Origin of the sequence: Fluoribacter dumoffii NY 23 (assembly GCF_000236165.1) — a bacterium.
Classification (GTDB): domain Bacteria; phylum Pseudomonadota; class Gammaproteobacteria; order Legionellales; family Legionellaceae; genus Legionella; species Legionella dumoffii.
The window spans coordinates 1,786,286-1,805,146 of the sequence record NZ_CM001373.1 but is presented as its reverse complement, the minus strand read 5'-3'; the positions used below and the strand labels follow the sequence as shown (position 1 = coordinate 1,805,146).

The window sequence follows — 18,861 nt, the reverse complement described above, 5'->3', positions numbered from 1 at the left end:
TGTGATTGTTATTACCGGTGGAGGCAGTGGGATTGGAAGATCATTGGCTTTTTCTTTGGCAAGACGAAATCAATCAGTCCTGATCGTAGGCAGAAGAGAGAAGCACCTGCAAGAAACTGCAGCTTTTTCAAAGAATATCCAATATATTTGCGCTGATGTCTCGACACTTGAAGGGTTGCAGTCAATCACAAATCGATTGAAGGATGTGCACCAGGTAACGGCACTAGTTAATAATGCCGGAACTTTAAATCCTTTGGGGTCTATGAGAGAAATTCAACCTGAAGATTGGCACCATGCTTTAAATACCAATTTGAATGCAGCTCTTTTTCTTCCCCAAAAGCTCTATGATAAATTGATTAACGGCCGGGTTTTAAATATCGGTTCCGGAGCTGCGTATTTTGCAATTAGGGGCTGGGCTGCCTATTGTGTGTCTAAAGCTGCTTTATCCATGCTGACCAAATGTTGGCAAATGGAATCTGATGAGATCGCTTTTGCCAGTGTAATGCCTGGAATAATTGATACAAGGATGCAAGATATTGCCCGCAGTAGTGAAAACCCTGATTATGAGCGAGTGAATTTTTATAAACGTTTAAAAGACGAGCATCGCTTGGTTTCGCCAGAGACTGTCGCAGAATTCCTGACCTGGCTCTTATTGGATTTGGACAAAGAAACTTATATATCTAAAGAATGGGATATATACGATACCAAGCATCACCAAGCCTGGCTCAAACCTCCCCATCAAGTTCTTCATTGGGATTTTTAATGAATGCTTGTGATAAATTATTAGTCAATGCAACCACTCTTGATGCTCAAGGAAATCAATTGCTTGATCAGGCGATTGCCATTCAAAATGGTATTATCGCCTGGTGTGGGCCCCAGGTGCAATTACCCACTTTATTTACCGGTGTATCACCCACAGAGGACTGCCAAGGACAATTGATCACCCCAGGCCTTATCGATTGCCATACCCATTTGGTTTATGCAGGAAATCGATCAACTGAGTTTCAAATGAAATTGGCTGGAGTGAGTTATGCTGAAATTGCCAAAGCCGGGGGCGGTATACTGTCTACCGTATATCAGACCCGTGCTGCTTCAGAAGAAGAATTAATCCAACAATCGCTGCCAAGAATTCTTGCTTTACGTGCTGATGGAGTGACTACGGTCGAGATTAAATCAGGTTATGGATTGGATTTGGCTAATGAATTGAAAATGCTGCGGGTAGCCAGGCGTTTAGGTGAATTAACGGGCCTAAGAGTCAGAAAAACCTTTCTTGGCGCCCATGCAATAGCCCCGGAATTTAAAGGAAATAGTCAGACATATGTTGATGTTCTTTGTCAGGAAATGCTGCCTGCTCTGTCTGAAGAGCAATTGGCCGATGCCGTGGATGTATTTTGTGAAAGCATCGCCTTTTCCCTGAAACAAACAGAGCAAATTTTTAATGCTGCACGCGAATTGAATTTGCCTGTAAAATGTCACGCTGAGCAATTATCCAATCTTGGTGCAAGTCAGCTTGCAGCCGAGTTTGGTGCCTTGTCGTGTGATCATCTGGAATTTTTGGATGCAAAAGGCGCATCTGCAATGGCTGAAGCGAACACAGTTGCTGTTTTGCTTCCTGGTGCTTATTACTTTCTGCGGGAAAAACAAAAACCGCCGGTAGAGGTGTTACGCCGTGCCGGAGTTAGGATGGCAGTTGCCACTGATTGTAATCCCGGCTCATCGCCAACGGCTTCATTACGTTTGATGATGAGCATGGCTTGCCACTTTTTTTCCTTATCTGTGCCTGAAACATTGCTGGCCGTTACCAGCCATGCGGCAAGGGCATTGGGGTTACAAAACGAAGTCGGTTCCATTGCCAAAGGCATGAAAGCCGATTTGCTATGGTGGTCTGTTAGTGACAGTGCCGCTCTTTGTTATTATTTTGCCTACCCCTTACCCCATCGAATGATGATTGCAGGGCAATGGGTTTCTCCAAAGGATACTTATCAGGAGTAAGATATGTTGAAATCGTTAAAAACAATTGTATCTATATGTATAATTTTATGTTCCTCAGCCTTGTGGGCGGTAAACCCAGTTTCGGTTAAAAAGGAAACCCCGGTTTATATTATTGATGTCAAATACCCCCAGGGATTTAAGGATCCACGCATCAATGCCGCAGTACAATCGTTTATTGAACAAACCAAAAAAAACTTTTTTAAAGAAATTGCAAGTGATACAGATATGCCTGCTGATGTACCTGGAAAATCAGGCTTAAATGTCACTTACTCCTTACCTTATAAAACAAAAAATGCGTTGAGCGTCTCTTTTGATATTTCGACCTATCATCGAGGAGCTGCACATCCTTTTAACACTGTAGCAGTATTGAATTTCATCAATGGGCGTCAAGTCCAGTTGGCTGATTTATTTCGGCCTGAAGTAAATTATTTAAAACCTATCGCCGCATTCTCCAATAAACAAATCAGCAAGAAAGGATTTACAGATACAAAATGGATTGCAGAGGGTACCAAGCCGATAGCTAAAAATTACAAAATTTGGTCATTTTCCTCCACAGGGATAAATATAATTTTTGATACGTACCAGGTCGCTGCCTATGTATATGGGCCACAGACTGTAAAAATACCCTTGTCCCAGATTTCTTCTTTACTGAAACCTGAAATAATGCACAGTGTTTGGGGTCGTTAATGGCTGATACTCCTTTTATAGCTGCCGATAAAAAGGTAGCCGAACTTACTTTTCGAGTTGTTTTGCTTGCCATAATACTTACCGTATTATTGGCAATGTCTAATGCATATCTGGCTTTAAAATTAGGGATATTAACTTCCGCATCAATACCCGCTGCCATCATTTCTATGGGTATTCTGCGTTTTTTTAAAAATTCTACCATCCTGGAAAATAATGCAGTTCAAACTGCTGCATCTGCAGGTGAGGCTGTTGCTGGCGGGATTGTATACACCATTCCAGCTTTGATTATCATCGGTTTTTGGAATCATTTTGATTACCTGACCAATTTTTTTATTGCTGTTTGTGGGGGTATTCTGGGGGTATTATTTTCCATTCCCCTCCGTCGTATTCTGGTCCATGATAAATCTTTAAAGTTTCCGGAAGGGCGAGCAATTGCAGAAGTCTTAAAATCCTCTGTTGAAAAAACAGGCATCAAAGACATATTAATGGGAGGAGCCGTAGGGGCGATTATTGAGTTATTCCAAACCGGTTTTAAAGTAATTGCAAACAGCTGGGGCTACTGGTTTGTTGTAAAGCGATCCCTGTTTGGTCTTGGTGCCGGTTTTTCTGCTACGATGATAGGTGCTGGTTATCTGGTTGGCCACGATATGGCAATAAGTATTTTTCTGGGAGCAGTGATATCCTGGTTAATTGCCTTACCAGCAATCAGTCAATTCTATCCTGAATTCATCAATAAATATCCTGCAGAGCAAGCTGCATCGTTATTATGGAACAGCGAAATGCGCTATTTGGGGATAGGGGCTATGTTGTTTGCCGGGGTGTGGACTTTTTTGAAATTGATCAAACCTTTATCCATAAACATTCAAACGTCGCTGAAAGCATTTATGTACAAGAATAGGAGCAATGTCCAACCTCTTCGCACTGATCAGGACATTCCTTTACCTTATATTTTAATAGGCACCGGGGCATTGGCGGCAATTCTGTTTCTCTTTTTCCAACTTGTGCTGCCTTTACAGCAAGTAGGATTAGACAATGAATATTCGCCTACCTTGATTTTCCTTGCTGTTATTTACGTGTTGTTTATAGGGTTTATTTTTTCGGTAATCACCGCATATTTTTCTGGCATGGTTGGTGTTACTGCCAGTCCTGGTAGTTCCGTTGTTATTTCAGGAATGCTTTTTGCTGCATGGCTGTTATTAGTGGCTGTGGATCATTTATTACCCCTGCCTTTAAAGGCAGAACAGATCCAGGCTGCTGAGGCGATTACTATCATGATAGGGGCGGTAGTAACCGGTATTGCAGCAATAGCCAATGACAATACCCAGGATCTTAAAGTAGGACAGCTGGTAGGGGCAACTCCATGGAAACAGCAATTAATGTTATTGCTTGGCGTAGTGATATCTTCATTGGTCATTCCTCCTGTGATGCAGTTGTTATTTAATGTGTATGGAATCGCCGGGGTAATGCCTCATGAGGGGATGGATATCAGCCAGTCTTTACCTGCACCAACAGCAGCTTTAATGGCAGCGATAACAGAAGCTGTCTTCAGAAATTCGTTACCCTGGACTATGATGTTGATTGGGTCGCTAATAATTCTCACTATTATTTTCCTTAATCATTTTTTTAAATTAAGCCGCTATTTAAATTTATCCATTTTAGGAGTTGCAATAGGAATGTATTTACCGCTTTCCTCTTCCTTTCCTCTGTTCATAGGCGGTATGATTGCATTAATTGTTAAGAAACAACTGAAGCGTTCGATTCATGATGAAGAAGAGGCGGTGCTTCATAAACAAAAAGGAACCCTTATTGCTTGTGGGTTAGTCGCCGGTTCTGCAATTATGGATGTATTGCTGGCAATTCCTTTTTCAATTTTTCAAAGCCCTGACGCTTTACAATTAGTCGGACCAGAATGGAAGGATTTCGGCATTTATTTAGGCGTATTATCCACGTTGGTACTGGGCTGGTGGATCAAGTGCAGAGTAGTTGCCAAATGAAGCGAGATCCATCCTCTGGGCAGCATATGGTTTTTCATGGATAACACCTGGTTGCAAGCAACCAGGCTACTTCGTTCCTCAGGTTTGGCATAAATTCATTTAATAGCTCCCCAAGCCGTGCTGCCCGCAGCCAGGATGTATATTCTTATTGCTCTTTAAGGGATTACGACCTATTTATAGGGATAATATCCTGGCTGCTTGCAGCCAGGATGGGTATGTGCCTTGGTGCTATTACAACGATTCCACTCTTATTTTATGCTGGAGCAATTTTTCCTTGGTTTGTTGTGCCTGTGCTAATTTTTCCCGTTCCTTGGCAATAATTTCTGCGGGGGCTTTATCGGAGAAATTAGGGTTATTCAGCTTCCCTTCAGCAAGACTAATGTCTTTATCCAGTTTGGCTAATTCTTTAGTTAAACGGGCCAGTTCAGCTTCTTTATCAATTAAATCAGCCATGGGTATCAATAATTCGATTTCGCCTAACACAGCTGTCGCAGAGACAGGCACTTTATCGTTTACTTCCAGATAATGGATGTGACTTAATTTGCTTAAGGCTTTTAAAGTATGCTGATACTTTTCCACTCTGTCTTTTAACACCGGGGTGGCATTGCGTATGTAGAGTGGAATAAGTTTGGCAGGTGAAATGGACATTTCACTACGAATGGTACGAACTGCCTGAATCGCTGATTTTAACCATTCCAATTCCTCTTCGACGATATTATTAATAAACTCAGGATTCACTTGTGGATAGGCGCTGGTCATAATGCTTGCGCCGTTTTCACTGGTTAGCTTTGTTGTACGTTGCCAAATTTCTTCAGTAATGAACGGCATTAAAGGGTGCAGCATTTTAAGAATTTGATCAAGGACGTGAATCAAGGTTCTGCGCGTGCCTCGTTTCAAGGCGCTTAGTGCATGCTCATCTTGCAGAACAGGCTTGGATAATTCAAGATACCAGTCACAATATTCATGCCAAACAAACTCATAAATGGTGTTTGATAACAAGTCAAATCGGTACGTTTCAAAATAATGGTGTACTTTACTGATGGTATGTTGCAAGCGCGATAAAATCCATTGATCAGCTGGAGTGTACTGAAAGGCGCCATCATCAAAATCCATTTGCTCTTCATCAGTATTAAGCAATACATAACGGGCAGCATTCCAAAGTTTATTACAAAAGTTTCGATATCCCTCAACCCGGCCTATATCAAAACGGACATTTCGTCCTGTAGATGCAAGAGAACAGTATGTAAAACGCAAGGCATCCGTTCCATAAGCACTAATCCCATCAGGGAATTCCTTACGGGTGTTTTTAATGATGCGGTCGCGGACAGAAGCCAACATAAGATTTGAAGTTCGTTTTGCGATTAAAGATTCCAGATCAATCCCATCGACTATATCTAAAGGATCAAGCACATTTCCTTTGGATTTAGACATTTTATGACCTTCACTGTCTCGAATTAATCCGGTAATGAAGACTTCTTTAAATGGAATTTTGCCTGTAAATTTTAATCCCATCATGATCATGCGTGCGACCCAGAAAAATATGATATCAAAGCCGGTTACCAGAACTGAAGTCGGATAGAATTGTTCCAGTTCGGGCGTTCTCTCAGGCCAGCCTAGAGTTGAAAAAGGCCAAAGTGCTGAGGAAAACCAGGTATCCAGAACATCTTCATCTTGTTTCAATACAGTTGAATCTTTGATTTTATATTTAAACCGGACATCATTTTCACTGTAGCCTACATAGACATTACCATTGTTGTCATACCAAGCTGGAATTCGGTGGCCCCACCATAATTGGCGGCTAATGCACCAGTCTTCGATATTATCCATCCATTGGAAATATGTTTTGCTCCAGGTTTCGGGAATAAAGCGGATTTCCCCATTTTTTACTGCAGCGATTGCTGGCTCAGCAAGAGGTTGTGTTTTCACATACCATTGATCGGTCAACAGGGGTTCTATAATCACATTTGATTTTTCACCACGGGGTACTTTCAGCTTGTGAGGTTCAGTTTTAATTAAAAAACCTTCCTCTTCCAAATCCTTGATGATTTGTTCCCGAGCCACGAATCGATCCATGCCTTGGTATTTTAAAGGGGCATTCTTATTGATGGAGGCTTTTTTAGTTAAAATGTTGATAACTGGAAGTTTATGGCGTTTGCCCACTTCGTGATCGTTAAAATCATGTGCGGGTGTGATTTTAACGCAGCCGCTGCCAAATTCTTTATCTACATATTCATCAGCGATAATGGGTATGGTTCGTTCACAAAGAGGAAGATGAACCTCTTGTCCGATAAGATGTTTAAAGCGCGGATCTTCAGGATGTACGGCAACTGCTGTATCTCCTAACATGGTTTCAGGGCGAGTGGTAGCAACTGTAAGGGACTCAGTAGAATTTACAATGGGATAACGAATATGCCAGAGGAAGCCATCTTCCTCTTCAGAGAGCACTTCAAGATCAGATACAGCAGTTCCTAGTTTAGGATCCCAATTCACCAAACGGGTCCCGCGATAAATTAGCCCTTCGTCATAGAGTTGGACAAAAACTTTTTGCACGGCAGCAGACAAACCTTCATCCATAGTAAAGCGCTCACGGCTCCAATCCACAGAAGCACCTAAACGTCGCATTTGTTGGGTGATGGTATTACCGGATTCATTTTTCCATTGCCAGACCCGCTCTAAAAATTGTTCACGGGTGAGATCCTTTCTGGAAATTCCTAAGGCTTCAAGTTGACGCTCAACAACAAGTTGAGTTGAAATTCCTGCATGGTCAGTACCAGGTTGCCATAAGGTTCGATCACCCAACATTCGATGATAACGGGTTAAAGCATCCATAATGGTATGCTGGAATCCATGCCCCATATGCAGACTTCCAGTGACATTAGGAGGAGGGAGCATAATGCAATATTTTTTACCGTCACCATGAGGTTGGAAATAATGATGATTTTCCCAGTTTTTATAGCATGCTTTTTCGATTGCTTCAGGGGAATAGATTTTATCCATGATTAAACCTGTACTGATAAAAGCCCGAATGGTATCACAAATTGAATGATAAGTTGAATTAAAGAGGCATCAATAAATAGGAATTACCGGTTGGGTGCTACACCATGGAGCAAGAGGTTTATAATCAGGAAGAACCATTTTGCCCCGGGTTTAGAAAACCTGCACCCGGGGTGGAATTTTAAAGTTTGTGATGCGCTACATGTACGTCGGGAATTTTTGCTTCTTCAAATTGGGGTTCCGATTTTTTTGAGCGGTGATCCTCGGCGATGTAGGTATATAAAGTGGGTACTACAAACAGGGTAAATCCGGTTCCAACCAGTAATCCAGTTGCGATAACCAAGCCGATGTCAAAGCGGCTGACAGCTCCCGCACCACTTGCAATGAGTAGAGGGAGTACGCCAAATACCATTGCGGCGGTGGTCATAAGGATAGGTCTTAGGCGAATTCCGGCTGCTTCTTCTACTGCAGCCCTTTTATCCAGATTTTTTTCTCGTTGTAAATGATTGGCAAAATCAACGATCAAAATTCCATGTTTGGAGATTAACCCGATTAGGGTTATCAGACCTACCTGGGTATAAATATTAATGCTTGCCAACCCTAAATTCAGGGGAATTAATGCCCCGCATATGGACATAGGTACACTAATAAGCACAATAAGTGGATCACGGAAACTTTCATATTGTGCAGAAAGTACCAAAAAGATAATAATAACTGCAAATACGAAAGCAAATAATAAGGCGCTGCCTTCCTGCATGAACTGCCTTGACTCTCCGCCATAATCGTAGGAAAAACCTTTTGGCAAAGTATCTTTGGCCGCTTCTTGTAAAAATTGCAATCCTTCCCCCAGAGTTTTTCCGGGCATCATAACTGCCTGAATGGTGGCAGAATTCATTTGCTGGAAATGGGAGGCTGCATTAGGTGCAGTTTTTTCCTCTGCAGTGACAACCGTTGAAAGAGGGACCATGGTACCGCTAATGCTTTTAACATATATTTGCCCTAATTGAGCAGGGCTCATACGAGACGAACGGTTAAGTTGGGGAATAACCTGATAACTACGTCCTTCCAGATTAAAGTAATTAACATAATTTCCTGATAAGGCACTGGTTAAGCTGCTTCCTATCGCTTGCATGTCCAAGCCCATTTCAGAAGCTTTGGAGCGGTTAATATCCAGGATGATTTGGGGTTTGTTAAACTTAAGAGAATTATCTACATAAATAAATAAACCGCTGTTTCTAGCTTTATCAGTCAGCTTATTGGACACATCCAATAAACTTTGAAAGTCATTTGTGGTTTTAATGACAAATTGGACAGGTGTTCCACCGCCTCCTCCAGGCAGGGGAGGTGGTACAATGGCAAAGGCATTTAATCCGGCTACATTGGATAATTTATCTTGCAAGGGTTGTTTTAAAGCAAACTGATTTTTACTGCGTTGGTTCCAGGGTTTTAAAACCATCCCTGAAATGGTTTGGCTGCTGTTGTTTACGGTAAAATAATTTTCTGTCTCGGGAAAACTCTTATATATCTCATCAAAAGGTTTGGTAAAAGATTCGATATAATTAAGGGTTGCAAATGGGGGAATCATGGCCATGACGAAAAAGAAGCCCTGATCCTCATCGGGTGCAGTTTCTGCTGAAGTATGGGTGTAAAGATAAGGCAGCATGAGGATAACAACTGCTGCAAAATACAACATAATTACGCGTGTGTTTAACAAGCTGTGTAATGCTTTTTGATATCTCAGTTTGAGTCGATTGAAGAAATTATCGAGAAAATGTACAAACTTGCCGCTACTAATGTCTTTAGATAATACCTTGGAGCACATCATGGGGGAGAGGGTGAGTGCGATAATCCCCGAAATGATTACGGCGCAGGCTAAAGTAAAAGCAAATTCTTTAAACAAAGCACCGGTCAGGCCACCCATGAAGCCAATAGGTGCATATACGGCGGCGAGAGTAATGGTCATGGCAATGACCGGGGTAGCTATCTCGCGAGCGCCGATTAAGGCTGCATCCAGTGGCGTTTTTCCTTCTTCTATATGGCGATGGACGTTTTCTACAACCACAATAGCGTCATCGACTACCAGGCCGATGGCCAGGACAAAAGCGAGCAAGGTAAGTAAATTGATACTGTATCCCAGCATAAGCATTAAGGTGCACACGCCAATTAATGAAAGAGGAATAGTAACAATTGGAATGAATACCGAACGAATTGAACCCAGGAACAGGAAAATGACCACAATTACAATGAGACCTGCTTCGATAATAGTATGGGTCACTTCATCCAGGGAGGCTCTAATAAACGCCGTTGCATCATAAACTATGGTTCCAGTCAGTGAAGGAGGAAATTCCCTGATCACCGAGGGAAGTATTTTTCTCACATCACTGATTACTGTAAGTGGATTCGCTGTTGGTGTCGGAGTAATGGAAATAAATACTGCTTTTTTTCCATTGAAGGTTACAGAGGTATCATAGTCTTGAGAACCTAATTCAACTCTCCCAATATCGCGTAATCGGACTATAGAACCTTTATCGCTCTTTACAATGAGATTACTAAATTGAGTGGTATCGTTAAGATCGGTTTTTGCAGTGATGTTAATGGCGACGTACTCACCTTTGGTATTGCCTGCCGCGGTCAGGAAATTATTTTTAGCAAGCACCGCCGATACGTCGGATGGGGAAACACCCAATGCAGCCATTTTTATCGGATCCAGAAAAATCCGCATGGAATAGGTTGCGCCACCCAGGATTTCCGCTTTCGCAACACCATCAACTGTTTGTAGCTGTGGCTGCACCACACGGGTTGCGTAATCAGTTATTTGTTGGGGTGTCATTTCTGTACTATCGAGGCTGATGTACATTAATGCCGTTGAGCTGTCAGAAGTTTTCAAAATGACCGGTTGCTGCGATTCCTTGGGCAATTGGTTTAAAGTTTGCTGTACTTTACTCATTACATCAGTAAATGCCACCTGCGGATCAAAGTTTAACTTAATGTTTAAAGTAATGGTGCTTAAACCTTGTGTGCTCGAAGAGGTCATGTAATCAATCCCTTCGGCACTCGCTACTGCTTTCTCCAGAGGAGAAGTGATAAAGCCCGCAATCAGATCGGCATCTGCGCCTGGATATCCCGTCATGATGGTAATCACGGTATTATCCATACGAGGGTATTGGCGAATTTGCATGTTGTAGATGGAATTAATGCCAAAAAGAAAAATGAGCAAACTAATTACCATGGCAAGTACGGGCCGTTTGATAAAAAGATCGGTGAATTTCATAACTTTTCCTGATTAAATAATTTTACACTTTAGGCCATGCCCAATCGAACATTGTCTGGGCCGAGGAAGGTTACCCATTAGGGTTAAACTCCCCAGTCCGCGCCCCAGGCCTGCCAGGTTTAATGCGCTGGTTTTATTCACCCAGCATATCTGGTTTACTGACTTCATTGAGTTTGACATCATTATTGATTACAACGGGCGTTCCGTTTTGTAATTTAATTTCTCCGGCGCTCACTACCAGTTGTCCTGCCTTAACTCCCTTTTTGATTACTGTATAATTTCCATGTTGTTCGCCTGTACTTACAAAGACGCGTTTTACCGTCAGCAGATCAGAACCGTCAGGGTTTTTCTTACCCTCTGCATTTTTCTCAATAATGTAAACTGCATTACCATATAAGCTGTAAGAAATAGCGGTTGAAGGAACAATGACTGTATTAGGCTCAGCAGGTTGACTGATTTCAATCGAAGCGAACATTCCTGGGACAAAAGTAAAATTATGGATTTTATTTTTGCTGTTTAATTCGGTATCGCAACTGATTATGCGTTTATTTCCCATAGGTTCTTTTCGTATTTTCAGCAGGGGTGAGTTCTCAGGGTCTTTGATAGCCGCAGTAGGGCAATTGGCAAGAGTGCCCTGGACTAGCATATTGTGGGTGTTGATATCTACTTTGGAGTTAATTGCAGTGACTTTTGCTTCAAAGAGCGCATTAGGAAACCCTTCAACAGCAAAGGTGATGGTTTGATTGGGGCGGATGCGTTTGTAAAGCTGTTCGGGAAGATAAAATTCCAAATATAAAGGATCCAGGGATTGCAAGGAAACAATGGTGGTTTGACCTGGGCTGATAAATTGACCCAGATTAACTTGTCGTATCCCTAATTTTCCTGCAAAGGGGGCAGTAATGTGTTTTTGCCTAATTGTTGCCTGGGTTTGTTCGAGTTTAGCTTGGGCTTGATCGAGATTTGCCTTTGCTTCGTCAACACTGGAAATAGGTGCTGCCCCTCGTTTATATAAATCATTTTGACGTTGATAGCTTAGGTTTTTTAGAGTGAGCTCTGCCTGATTAAATTTTAATACGGCTTGGTCCACGCTGTCATCAATTGTAATTAACGGTGCATCTTTATCTACATATTGTCCAGACTCAAAATCAATTTTAACTACATTACCAGATGCCTGGGAACCTACATCCACACCGTTTAGCGCAACGAAGCTGCCTACTGCATTAATGGTTGGCTGCCAATCTACCGCTTGGGCAACCGCAGAAGCAACAGAAACTGCAGGCGGTTGATAGCTTGCAAAGAAACGCTTAATCATTATTGACTTGATCATGTTAAAAGCAATGATCCCACCGAAAACAATCAGTAAGGCTACTCCCATGATGATCATTCGCTTTTTCATTAAAATTCCCCTGAGTGCTGAAAAAAAAAACAGTAAATAAAAACCCGCCAAATATAACACGAAAGAAGAATATTATTACCCTCATTGTGTTTATAAGTTTCAATTTTATTTATTTCATGGTTATAAAAATATCCTATTGACTAAATACAACACTTTGTTACTATGCAGCTTTCATTAAATCGAAGGAGAAACCATGAAGTTGAAGTCCTTGTTATTTGCTCTTTGCGTTAGCTTGATTGGTCAAACTTTTGCAGCAAATGCACATTTGCATCCAAAAGCTACTGAAGCTGATAAAGCACCTGGTAAGTCCATGATGTACCCAGGTTATTGTGAAATTGAAATCATCAACGACAGCCTAGATAATGTTCGTGTATACGGTTCTTTTGATGATTTATCTGCCTTAGAGCCTTTCACAATATTCTATTATGATGCACCTCACTACATCAGCTTGCACTATTATGGTTACTGCCATTCTGGTATGAATTTGTTAATTCAATCTCCTTATGGAACAATTTACTCAGGTTGGACTAACGTACACAGTACAGTACGTATCGTTAATTACCTGAATAAAGGAATTAAGAGCCAAAAAGTTGAAGTTACAGCAAAAAAATAAGTAATATCTAAAAATAAGTAATCGCTTATTAATGATAGGGAAGTTGCATGCATTGCATCTTCCCTTTTTTGTTTTATGTTTCAGGAGTTGTTCATGAAGCGTTTAATCCCTTGTCTTGTCCTAATCCCTTTTTTGACTTCATGTGAAATGGTCGAGCCCGAATATTATGAGGCTGGTTATTATCACTCCATGCCTCCCCGAGCAGAAGTTTATGGTTTCGACGAGCGCCCGCATGATTATCGCCATCCTTCCCGGGACCATCGATCTTATAAAGAAATGCATGGAAGTCCGAACCAGACGAAAGCCCATGGCCATGATAGTCAGGCACATGGACATAAAAAACATCAGCAACAAGTGGTTGTAGATAATAAACATAAAAAACAAGAACATCCTCAGGTTAAAATGATCAAGAAAAAAATCGGCTGGTGAAACGAATAACCTGTTTAATTGTTGATGGTGCGGCAAGATTTTTAATAAAGTTTTCTTGCCGCAGCACAGGGGAGGTTGGAAAAACTCGGGCTCGTTTCTTAACCGCTCAGAAGCAACCTCCAGGTTCTATACACAATTCGTAAGTAGATAAATTTTGTGGTAGTCTTATGACGTTTTTTCTTTAGGGGGTTTTTGGATGCGTAACTCACTTAAAATGCTGTTTGTAGGACTTTTATCTATAATTATCATAGCATGTGTTGCTTCTCCAGGTACTGAAAGCACTGGAGAGTTTTTGGATAGCTCAACGACCACTGCTAAAGTAAAAGCAACATTAGTGAATCAACTAGGGCGTACAGGTTTGGCAGTACAAGTAAAAACCTTCAAAGATGAAGTACAATTGAGCGGGTTTGTTGCTACTCCAGGATTGAAGCAAAGAGCAGGGATTATCGCTGCGAATGTAGATGGTGTGCGAACGGTTCGTAACGACATCATCGTTAGACCTTAATTCATTTTCCCAAGGATTACTCATGTTTGATCAAAGCTACACTATAGAAAATTTTGATGATGAATTATTTCAGGCTATTGTTGATGAACAACGCCGGCAAGAAGAACATATAGAACTGATTGCCTCTGAAAATTATGTGAGTCCGCGTGTTTTACAGGCTCAAGGTTCTGTATTAACGAACAAATATGCTGAGGGATATCCTGGGAAGCGCTATTATGGCGGTTGTGAGTATGTTGATGTTGCTGAGGAACTGGCAATTGCCCGTGCAAAAAAACTTTTTTCTGCAGATTATGTGAATGTTCAACCGCATTCGGGTTCCCAAGCCAATGCTGCGGTAATGATGGCTTTATTAGCCCCTGGTGATGTAGTTTTAGGAATGGCATTACCTCATGGGGGACATTTAACACATGGTTCCAAGGTCAATTTTTCCGGTAAGATTTATCAAGCTGTCTCTTATGGCGTCGATGCACAAACTGGTCTAATTGATTATGATGTTTTGGAACAATTGGCACTTGAGCATAAACCTAAACTGATAATTGCCGGCTTTTCTGCCTATTCCCGTGTTCTTGATTGGCCGCGATTCAGGGAAATCGCAGATAAAGTGGGTGCCTATTTGATGGCGGATATTGCCCATGTCGCGGGCTTGATTGCAGTAGGCCTCTATCCTTCACCGATTCCTTATGCAGATGTAGTGACCACAACCACGCATAAAACGCTTAGAGGACCCCGAGGCGGAATGATTCTATGTCGTGCGAATGAAGAAATAGAGAAAAAATTAAACTCTTCTGTTTTTCCCGGCAATCAAGGTGGTCCCCTGATGCACGTAATCGCAGCGAAAGCGGTTTCTTTTGCCGAGGCGTTACTGTCCGATTTTAAAGAATACCAGCAACAAATATTAGTGAATGCTAAAACTATGGCTGATGTGCTGATGGGACGGGGTTATAAGATAGTTTCTGGCGGCACCGATAACCATTTAATATTAGTTGATTTAATAGACAAGAATATTACAGGTAAAGATGCTGATGCTGCATTGGATAAAGCAAACATCACGGTAAACAAGAATACCGTTCCTAACGACCCCCGCTCACCTTTTGTAACAAGCGGTTTGCGTTTAGGGACTCCGGCGGTTACAACCAGAGGATTTAAAGAAAAAGAAATAACACTACTGTCCAATTGGATAGCTGATATTCTTGATGATATTAACAATGAAACGACTATAGCAAAAGTTAAAGAACAGGTTTTGCTGTTGTGTCGTGAGTTTCCGGTTTATAAATAATTATGTATTGCCCATTTTGCCATGCAGAAGAAACAAAAGTAGTGGATTCACGCCTGGTTGCTGAAGGCGCTCAAGTGCGTAGAAGGAGGGAATGTCTTATATGCCATGAACGCTTTACTACTTTTGAAACAGCCGAATTAATCATGCCCCTGGTTGTTAAGCGTGATGGCCGTCGAGAGCCTTTTAACATTGATAATTTACGATCAGGCATGTTACGTGCTCTCGAAAAAAGGCCTGTGAGTGTTGATGCATTGGAAGCATCAATTATTGCAATTACACAGGAAATCCGCCGCCGAGGGGAGAGGGAGATCGATTCTCAAATTATCGGCGAATTGGTAATGAAGGAATTATATAGTCTGGATCATGTTGCTTACGTGCGATTTGCGTCTGTATACAAACGCTTCAAAGACGTGAGTGATTTTAGGCAAACCATTGATCAGATGCATAAAGACTAGGATGTAGTAACAAAGCACTTGTCGATGTAACACGACTTGTTCCTGAGAACAGACACAAATTAACAGAGAGTATAGGCATGAATCTGTGAGCACTTCTCAGGTGCAAATTGCGGCACGTAAACCCTGATGGGGTGAGCCAAGTACTTCTATTTTTTCACTCCCTAACAAGAGAGTGAGCAGTATTGATATTTAAAAGAATTCAAGAGGTTATGGTGGAAAAGCAGTCAATTAGTGGAAAAAGAAAAGCGAGAAAACTAGCACTTCAGGCCCTTTATCAATGGTTCATGTCCGGAAATGAATTACATGAAATCGAAGCAGAATTTCGAGTTATTAACAATATGGCCAAAGTGGATGTGGATTATTTTTGTCGTATTTTGCATGGGGTTCCAGAACAGGTCGCAACTTTGGACGAGCGCATTACCCCTTTTCTTGACCGGGAAATTACAGGCCTCAATCCCATTGAATTAACTGTACTGCGTATTGGTTCTTTTGAATTATTATATTGTCCTGAAATTCCCTATAAAGTGGTTCTTGATGAATCCATTTCATTAACTAAAGAATTTGGTTCTCAGGATGGGTACCGTTACGTTAATGGGGTATTAAACAGCTTGGCACAGCAGGTGCGCGCAATCGAAATCAATCATAACTATGGATGAATTTTCACTTATTGATCATTTTTTCAAACCACTTGCCAGCAAGCGTGAAGATGTTTTGTTAGGTATTGGTGATGATGCTGCGTGTGTGCGCGTTCCTCAAGGAAAGAACTTACTGGTAAGCACGGACACCTTAGTTGCTGGTGTGCATTTTCTTCCACACTGGGATGCCTATGATATAGCGTGCAAATCAGTTATGGTCAATGTAAGCGACATGGCGGCGATGGCTGCCGAGCCTTGTTGGGTTACACTGGCTTTAACTTTGCCTGAACTCGATAAGAATTGGCTGGCTTCATTTGCCCGAGGGTTGAAAGACTCATTTAGCCCATATAATTTAACGTTGATTGGTGGTGATACAACCCATGGGCCTTTATCGATTACCTTAACGATTTTGGGTACTGCAGCAGAGGGACAAACTGTTTTGCGCAGTGGGGCAAAACCAGGCGATATTATTGTACTTTCAGGTGATTTGGGTGCTGCAGCTCTGGCGATTAAATTTCTGGATCATAAAGAACTTTCTCAACCTGAAAAAACTGAGTTAATGAATAAATTGCTTCATCCCGTTCCCCGTGTTGATTTAATTAATATTTTGCGCAATTATGCAACTGCAGCAATAGATATTTCGGATGGACTTAGTGCCGATTTAAATCATATTTGTGTTGCAAGTGGGGTGGGCGCATGCCTCAATAAGGAAGCAATTCCAGTACATCGCTTGCTTAAAAAATATTGTGCTGATGAGGCGGTTGACTTGGCATTGACGGGGGGCGATGATTATGAATTGTGTTTTACAGTGCCGGAGCATCGACTCAGTTCATTAATGAACGAGTTTCAGAATGCACACTTACATTGCTATCCAATTGGCGTAATAGAAAAAGCTTCTGGTTTAAGAATAAAAGATGCTAACAATCAGTGCCATAACTTGATACCTGCTGGCTACACACACTTTTAAGAGGGAAATGCAAGAAAACAAATAATAATTTGGGCACATTCAGTGAAGCAGGTTGAGCCAACCTTTAAGATGAGCACGCTAAGAGAAGAATAAAATGAAACAGATAAATTTAGCAAAAAATGTTTTCCAGGATCCTCTTTACTTTATTGCCTTTGGATTTGGCAGTGGCTTAATGGCTACTGCTCCAGGCACTTGGGGAACATTGGCTGCAATCCCTCTCTATTTGTTGCTTATGGGCACTCATTGGGCAGTTTATCTTGCTATTACCCTGGCAGCATTTATATTGGGGGTCTGGGTCTGTGATAAGGTGACTCAGGATTTAGGTGTACACGACTATAAGGGAATTGTCTGGGATGAGGTTGTTGGCTACTTATTGACCATGTTTATGGCCCCGAAAGGAATATTCTGGATGATTTGCGGTTTTATTTTGTTTCGAATTTTCGATATATGGAAACCCCAGCCAATTGATTATATTGACCAGAAAATCCGCGGGGGTTTTGGAATTATGCTGGATGACGTACTTGCTGCAGTACCTTCCTGGATATTGATGCAATTATTAGCCTGGAGTTTTGTTTAATGAATGAGAATCATAAAGAGCTCATTAGTATAGGCTTGACTATTGGAATTGTAATTATCAGTTTATTTATTATCCATCGGTTTATTCCTTCTCTGATATGGGCGTCGATAATTGTTATAGCTACTTATCCCTTATATGAAAGATGGCGTAAATTTTTTGGAAACAAACATAATCTTTCTGCCTTACTGTTCACATCATTAATTGGATTGTTGTTTATCCTTCCTCTAAGTTGGCTATTGGGAATTTTGATTAAAGAATTACAAATATTTATTAATTTTTTGCAAAGCTTAAATCAGCAAGGCGGTGCTGCCCCTCAATTTTTAAAAGATTTTCCTTTTATAGGAAATGATTTGGTAACCTATTGGGATAATAACATTGGCAAACCGGGGATGATTAAGGGATTTTTATCCAATATCCATTTATCCTTAGCACCCACAAGCTACTATGTGAAGCAGGTGGGCTCAAATCTGGCGCATCGAAGCGTTCAATTGGGTTTTACTCTGTTAAGTCTGTTTTTCTTCTACCGTGATGGGGATGTATTATTGTCGCAAATTTACCAGGTAGGGGAATATTGTTTGGGTAAAAGATGGTTTCGCTATGCGGACAGACTTCCCAGAGCATTGAGAGCCACCGTGAATGGAACTATTGTTGTAGGCCTTGGTGTGGGTATCTTAATGGGCATTTGTTATGGTTTGGTGGGTTTCCCTGCGCCTACCTTGGTAGGTTTTATCACTGCCCTTGCCGCAATGATCCCGTTTGTTGTTCCTATTGTTTTTATTACAGTTGCAATAATTCTATTTTCATTTGGCAGTATGATTGGGGCAATTGTGGTTTTGGTTTGGGGAACTTTAGTCATGTTTGTTGCAGATCATTTTGTCAAACCTGCGCTCATCGGTGGGGCAATAGAGTTGCCTTTTCTGGCAGTACTGTTTGGAATCCTGGGCGGGGTTGAAACTTTAGGGCTACTTGGATTATTTGTAGGACCGTTAGTTATGGTTCTCTTTATGACTTTGTGGCAAGAGCCGCAAATTTTAGTCGCTGCAAAAAAACATCCTGCATGTTAAGGACAA

The 18,861-nt window shown here is 41.4% G+C and carries 16 protein-coding genes; 13 read left to right on the top strand and 3 right to left on the bottom strand.

Features of this window, described 5'->3' with window-relative positions; genetic code table 11:
• The first annotated feature begins 1 nt into the window (after position 1).
• From KYQ_RS08135 to KYQ_RS08120, 4 genes are read left to right on the top strand one after another with little or no spacing between them, the layout of a single operon-like run.
• Complete coding sequence (locus tag KYQ_RS08135) at positions 2 to 763, top strand: SDR family NAD(P)-dependent oxidoreductase (RefSeq protein WP_010653068.1); 762 nt, start codon at positions 2 to 4, stop codon at positions 761 to 763.
• Positions 763 to 1,992 (top strand): imidazolonepropionase, encoded by a 1,230-nt coding sequence (gene hutI / locus KYQ_RS08130; protein WP_010653069.1) that lies wholly within the window; start codon positions 763 to 765, stop codon positions 1,990 to 1,992. The genes KYQ_RS08135 and hutI overlap by 1 nt, the downstream gene beginning before the upstream one ends.
• Before the next feature lie 3 nt (positions 1,993 to 1,995).
• The gene (locus KYQ_RS08125) at positions 1,996 to 2,679 is read left to right on the top strand and encodes a DUF3298 and DUF4163 domain-containing protein (protein WP_010653070.1); all 684 of its coding nucleotides are present in this window, start codon (positions 1,996 to 1,998) and stop codon (positions 2,677 to 2,679) included.
• Positions 2,679 to 4,673 carry an OPT family oligopeptide transporter gene (locus tag KYQ_RS08120; RefSeq protein WP_010653071.1) on the top strand — a complete coding sequence of 665 codons (1,995 nt, stop codon included), beginning with the start codon at positions 2,679 to 2,681 and terminating at the stop codon, positions 4,671 to 4,673. Before KYQ_RS08125 ends, KYQ_RS08120 begins: the two co-directional genes overlap by 1 nt.
• Positions 4,674 to 4,904: 231 nt before the next feature.
• Here the strand turns inward: KYQ_RS08120 and KYQ_RS08115 are convergent, their stop codons facing one another.
• From KYQ_RS08115 to KYQ_RS08105, 3 genes are all read right to left on the bottom strand, one after another.
• Positions 4,905 to 7,670 (bottom strand): valine--tRNA ligase, encoded by a 2,766-nt coding sequence (locus KYQ_RS08115; protein WP_010653072.1) that lies wholly within the window; start codon positions 7,668 to 7,670, stop codon positions 4,905 to 4,907.
• A 178-nt stretch (positions 7,671 to 7,848) separates the two neighbouring features.
• Complete coding sequence (locus tag KYQ_RS08110) at positions 7,849 to 10,938, bottom strand: efflux RND transporter permease subunit (protein WP_010653073.1); 3,090 nt, start codon at positions 10,936 to 10,938, stop codon at positions 7,849 to 7,851.
• A gap of 133 nt (positions 10,939 to 11,071) precedes the next feature.
• Positions 11,072 to 12,334: an efflux RND transporter periplasmic adaptor subunit gene (locus KYQ_RS08105; RefSeq protein ID WP_010653074.1), complete on the bottom strand. Its 1,263-nt coding sequence runs from the start codon at positions 12,332 to 12,334 to the stop codon at positions 11,072 to 11,074.
• Positions 12,335 to 12,527: 193 nt separating this feature from the next.
• Here KYQ_RS08105 and KYQ_RS08100 point away from each other — a divergent pair, with 193 nt between their 5' ends.
• From KYQ_RS08100 to KYQ_RS08060, 9 genes are all read left to right on the top strand, one after another.
• The gene (locus tag KYQ_RS08100; protein WP_019349847.1) at positions 12,528 to 12,947 is read left to right on the top strand and encodes a hypothetical protein; all 420 of its coding nucleotides are present in this window, start codon (positions 12,528 to 12,530) and stop codon (positions 12,945 to 12,947) included.
• 93 nt (positions 12,948 to 13,040) lie between these two features.
• Complete coding sequence (locus tag KYQ_RS08095) at positions 13,041 to 13,376, top strand: hypothetical protein (protein ID WP_019349846.1); 336 nt, start codon at positions 13,041 to 13,043, stop codon at positions 13,374 to 13,376.
• Positions 13,377 to 13,572: 196 nt separating this feature from the next.
• Positions 13,573 to 13,881: a BON domain-containing protein gene (locus KYQ_RS08090; protein WP_010653077.1), complete on the top strand. Its 309-nt coding sequence runs from the start codon at positions 13,573 to 13,575 to the stop codon at positions 13,879 to 13,881.
• A 22-nt stretch (positions 13,882 to 13,903) separates the two neighbouring features.
• Positions 13,904 to 15,157, top strand: coding sequence for a serine hydroxymethyltransferase (glyA, locus tag KYQ_RS08085; protein ID WP_010653078.1), 1,254 nt, complete (start codon positions 13,904 to 13,906; stop codon positions 15,155 to 15,157).
• A 2-nt stretch (positions 15,158 to 15,159) separates the two neighbouring features.
• Positions 15,160 to 15,612 carry a transcriptional regulator NrdR gene (gene nrdR, locus KYQ_RS08080; protein ID WP_010653079.1) on the top strand — a complete coding sequence of 151 codons (453 nt, stop codon included), beginning with the start codon at positions 15,160 to 15,162 and terminating at the stop codon, positions 15,610 to 15,612.
• 212 nt (positions 15,613 to 15,824) lie between these two features.
• Positions 15,825 to 16,268 (top strand): transcription antitermination factor NusB, encoded by a 444-nt coding sequence (nusB, locus tag KYQ_RS08075; protein ID WP_010653080.1) that lies wholly within the window; start codon positions 15,825 to 15,827, stop codon positions 16,266 to 16,268.
• Positions 16,261 to 17,214 carry a thiamine-phosphate kinase gene (gene thiL, locus KYQ_RS08070; protein WP_010653081.1) on the top strand — a complete coding sequence of 318 codons (954 nt, stop codon included), beginning with the start codon at positions 16,261 to 16,263 and terminating at the stop codon, positions 17,212 to 17,214. The genes nusB and thiL overlap by 8 nt, the downstream gene beginning before the upstream one ends.
• A gap of 94 nt (positions 17,215 to 17,308) precedes the next feature.
• Positions 17,309 to 17,791 carry a phosphatidylglycerophosphatase A family protein gene (locus tag KYQ_RS08065; protein WP_010653082.1) on the top strand — a complete coding sequence of 161 codons (483 nt, stop codon included), beginning with the start codon at positions 17,309 to 17,311 and terminating at the stop codon, positions 17,789 to 17,791.
• Positions 17,791 to 18,855 carry an AI-2E family transporter gene (locus KYQ_RS08060; protein ID WP_010653083.1) on the top strand — a complete coding sequence of 355 codons (1,065 nt, stop codon included), beginning with the start codon at positions 17,791 to 17,793 and terminating at the stop codon, positions 18,853 to 18,855. The genes KYQ_RS08065 and KYQ_RS08060 overlap by 1 nt, the downstream gene beginning before the upstream one ends.
• The last annotated feature ends 6 nt before the right edge of the window (positions 18,856 to 18,861 follow it).

Bases quoted from the DNA above. Each gene is read 5' to 3' on its own strand.
- hutI (WP_010653069.1), top strand. From the start codon at position 763: ATGAATGCTTGTGATAAATTATTAGTCAATGCAACCACTCTTGATGCT.
- KYQ_RS08125 (WP_010653070.1), top strand. From the start codon at position 1,996: ATGTTGAAATCGTTAAAAACAATTGTATCTATATGTATAATTTTATGT.
- KYQ_RS08120 (WP_010653071.1), top strand. From the start codon at position 2,679: ATGGCTGATACTCCTTTTATAGCTGCCGATAAAAAGGTAGCCGAACTT.
- KYQ_RS08115 (WP_010653072.1), bottom strand. From the start codon at position 7,670: ATGGATAAAATCTATTCCCCTGAAGCAATCGAAAAAGCATGCTATAAA.
- KYQ_RS08110 (WP_010653073.1), bottom strand. From the start codon at position 10,938: ATGAAATTCACCGATCTTTTTATCAAACGGCCCGTACTTGCCATGGTA.
- KYQ_RS08105 (WP_010653074.1), bottom strand. From the start codon at position 12,334: ATGAAAAAGCGAATGATCATCATGGGAGTAGCCTTACTGATTGTTTTC.
- KYQ_RS08100 (WP_019349847.1), top strand. From the start codon at position 12,528: ATGAAGTTGAAGTCCTTGTTATTTGCTCTTTGCGTTAGCTTGATTGGT.
- KYQ_RS08095 (WP_019349846.1), top strand. From the start codon at position 13,041: ATGAAGCGTTTAATCCCTTGTCTTGTCCTAATCCCTTTTTTGACTTCA.
- KYQ_RS08090 (WP_010653077.1), top strand. From the start codon at position 13,573: ATGCGTAACTCACTTAAAATGCTGTTTGTAGGACTTTTATCTATAATT.
- glyA (WP_010653078.1), top strand. From the start codon at position 13,904: ATGTTTGATCAAAGCTACACTATAGAAAATTTTGATGATGAATTATTT.
- nrdR (WP_010653079.1), top strand. From the start codon at position 15,160: ATGTATTGCCCATTTTGCCATGCAGAAGAAACAAAAGTAGTGGATTCA.
- thiL (WP_010653081.1), top strand. From the start codon at position 16,261: ATGGATGAATTTTCACTTATTGATCATTTTTTCAAACCACTTGCCAGC.
- KYQ_RS08065 (WP_010653082.1), top strand. From the start codon at position 17,309: ATGAAACAGATAAATTTAGCAAAAAATGTTTTCCAGGATCCTCTTTAC.
- KYQ_RS08060 (WP_010653083.1), top strand. From the start codon at position 17,791: ATGAATGAGAATCATAAAGAGCTCATTAGTATAGGCTTGACTATTGGA.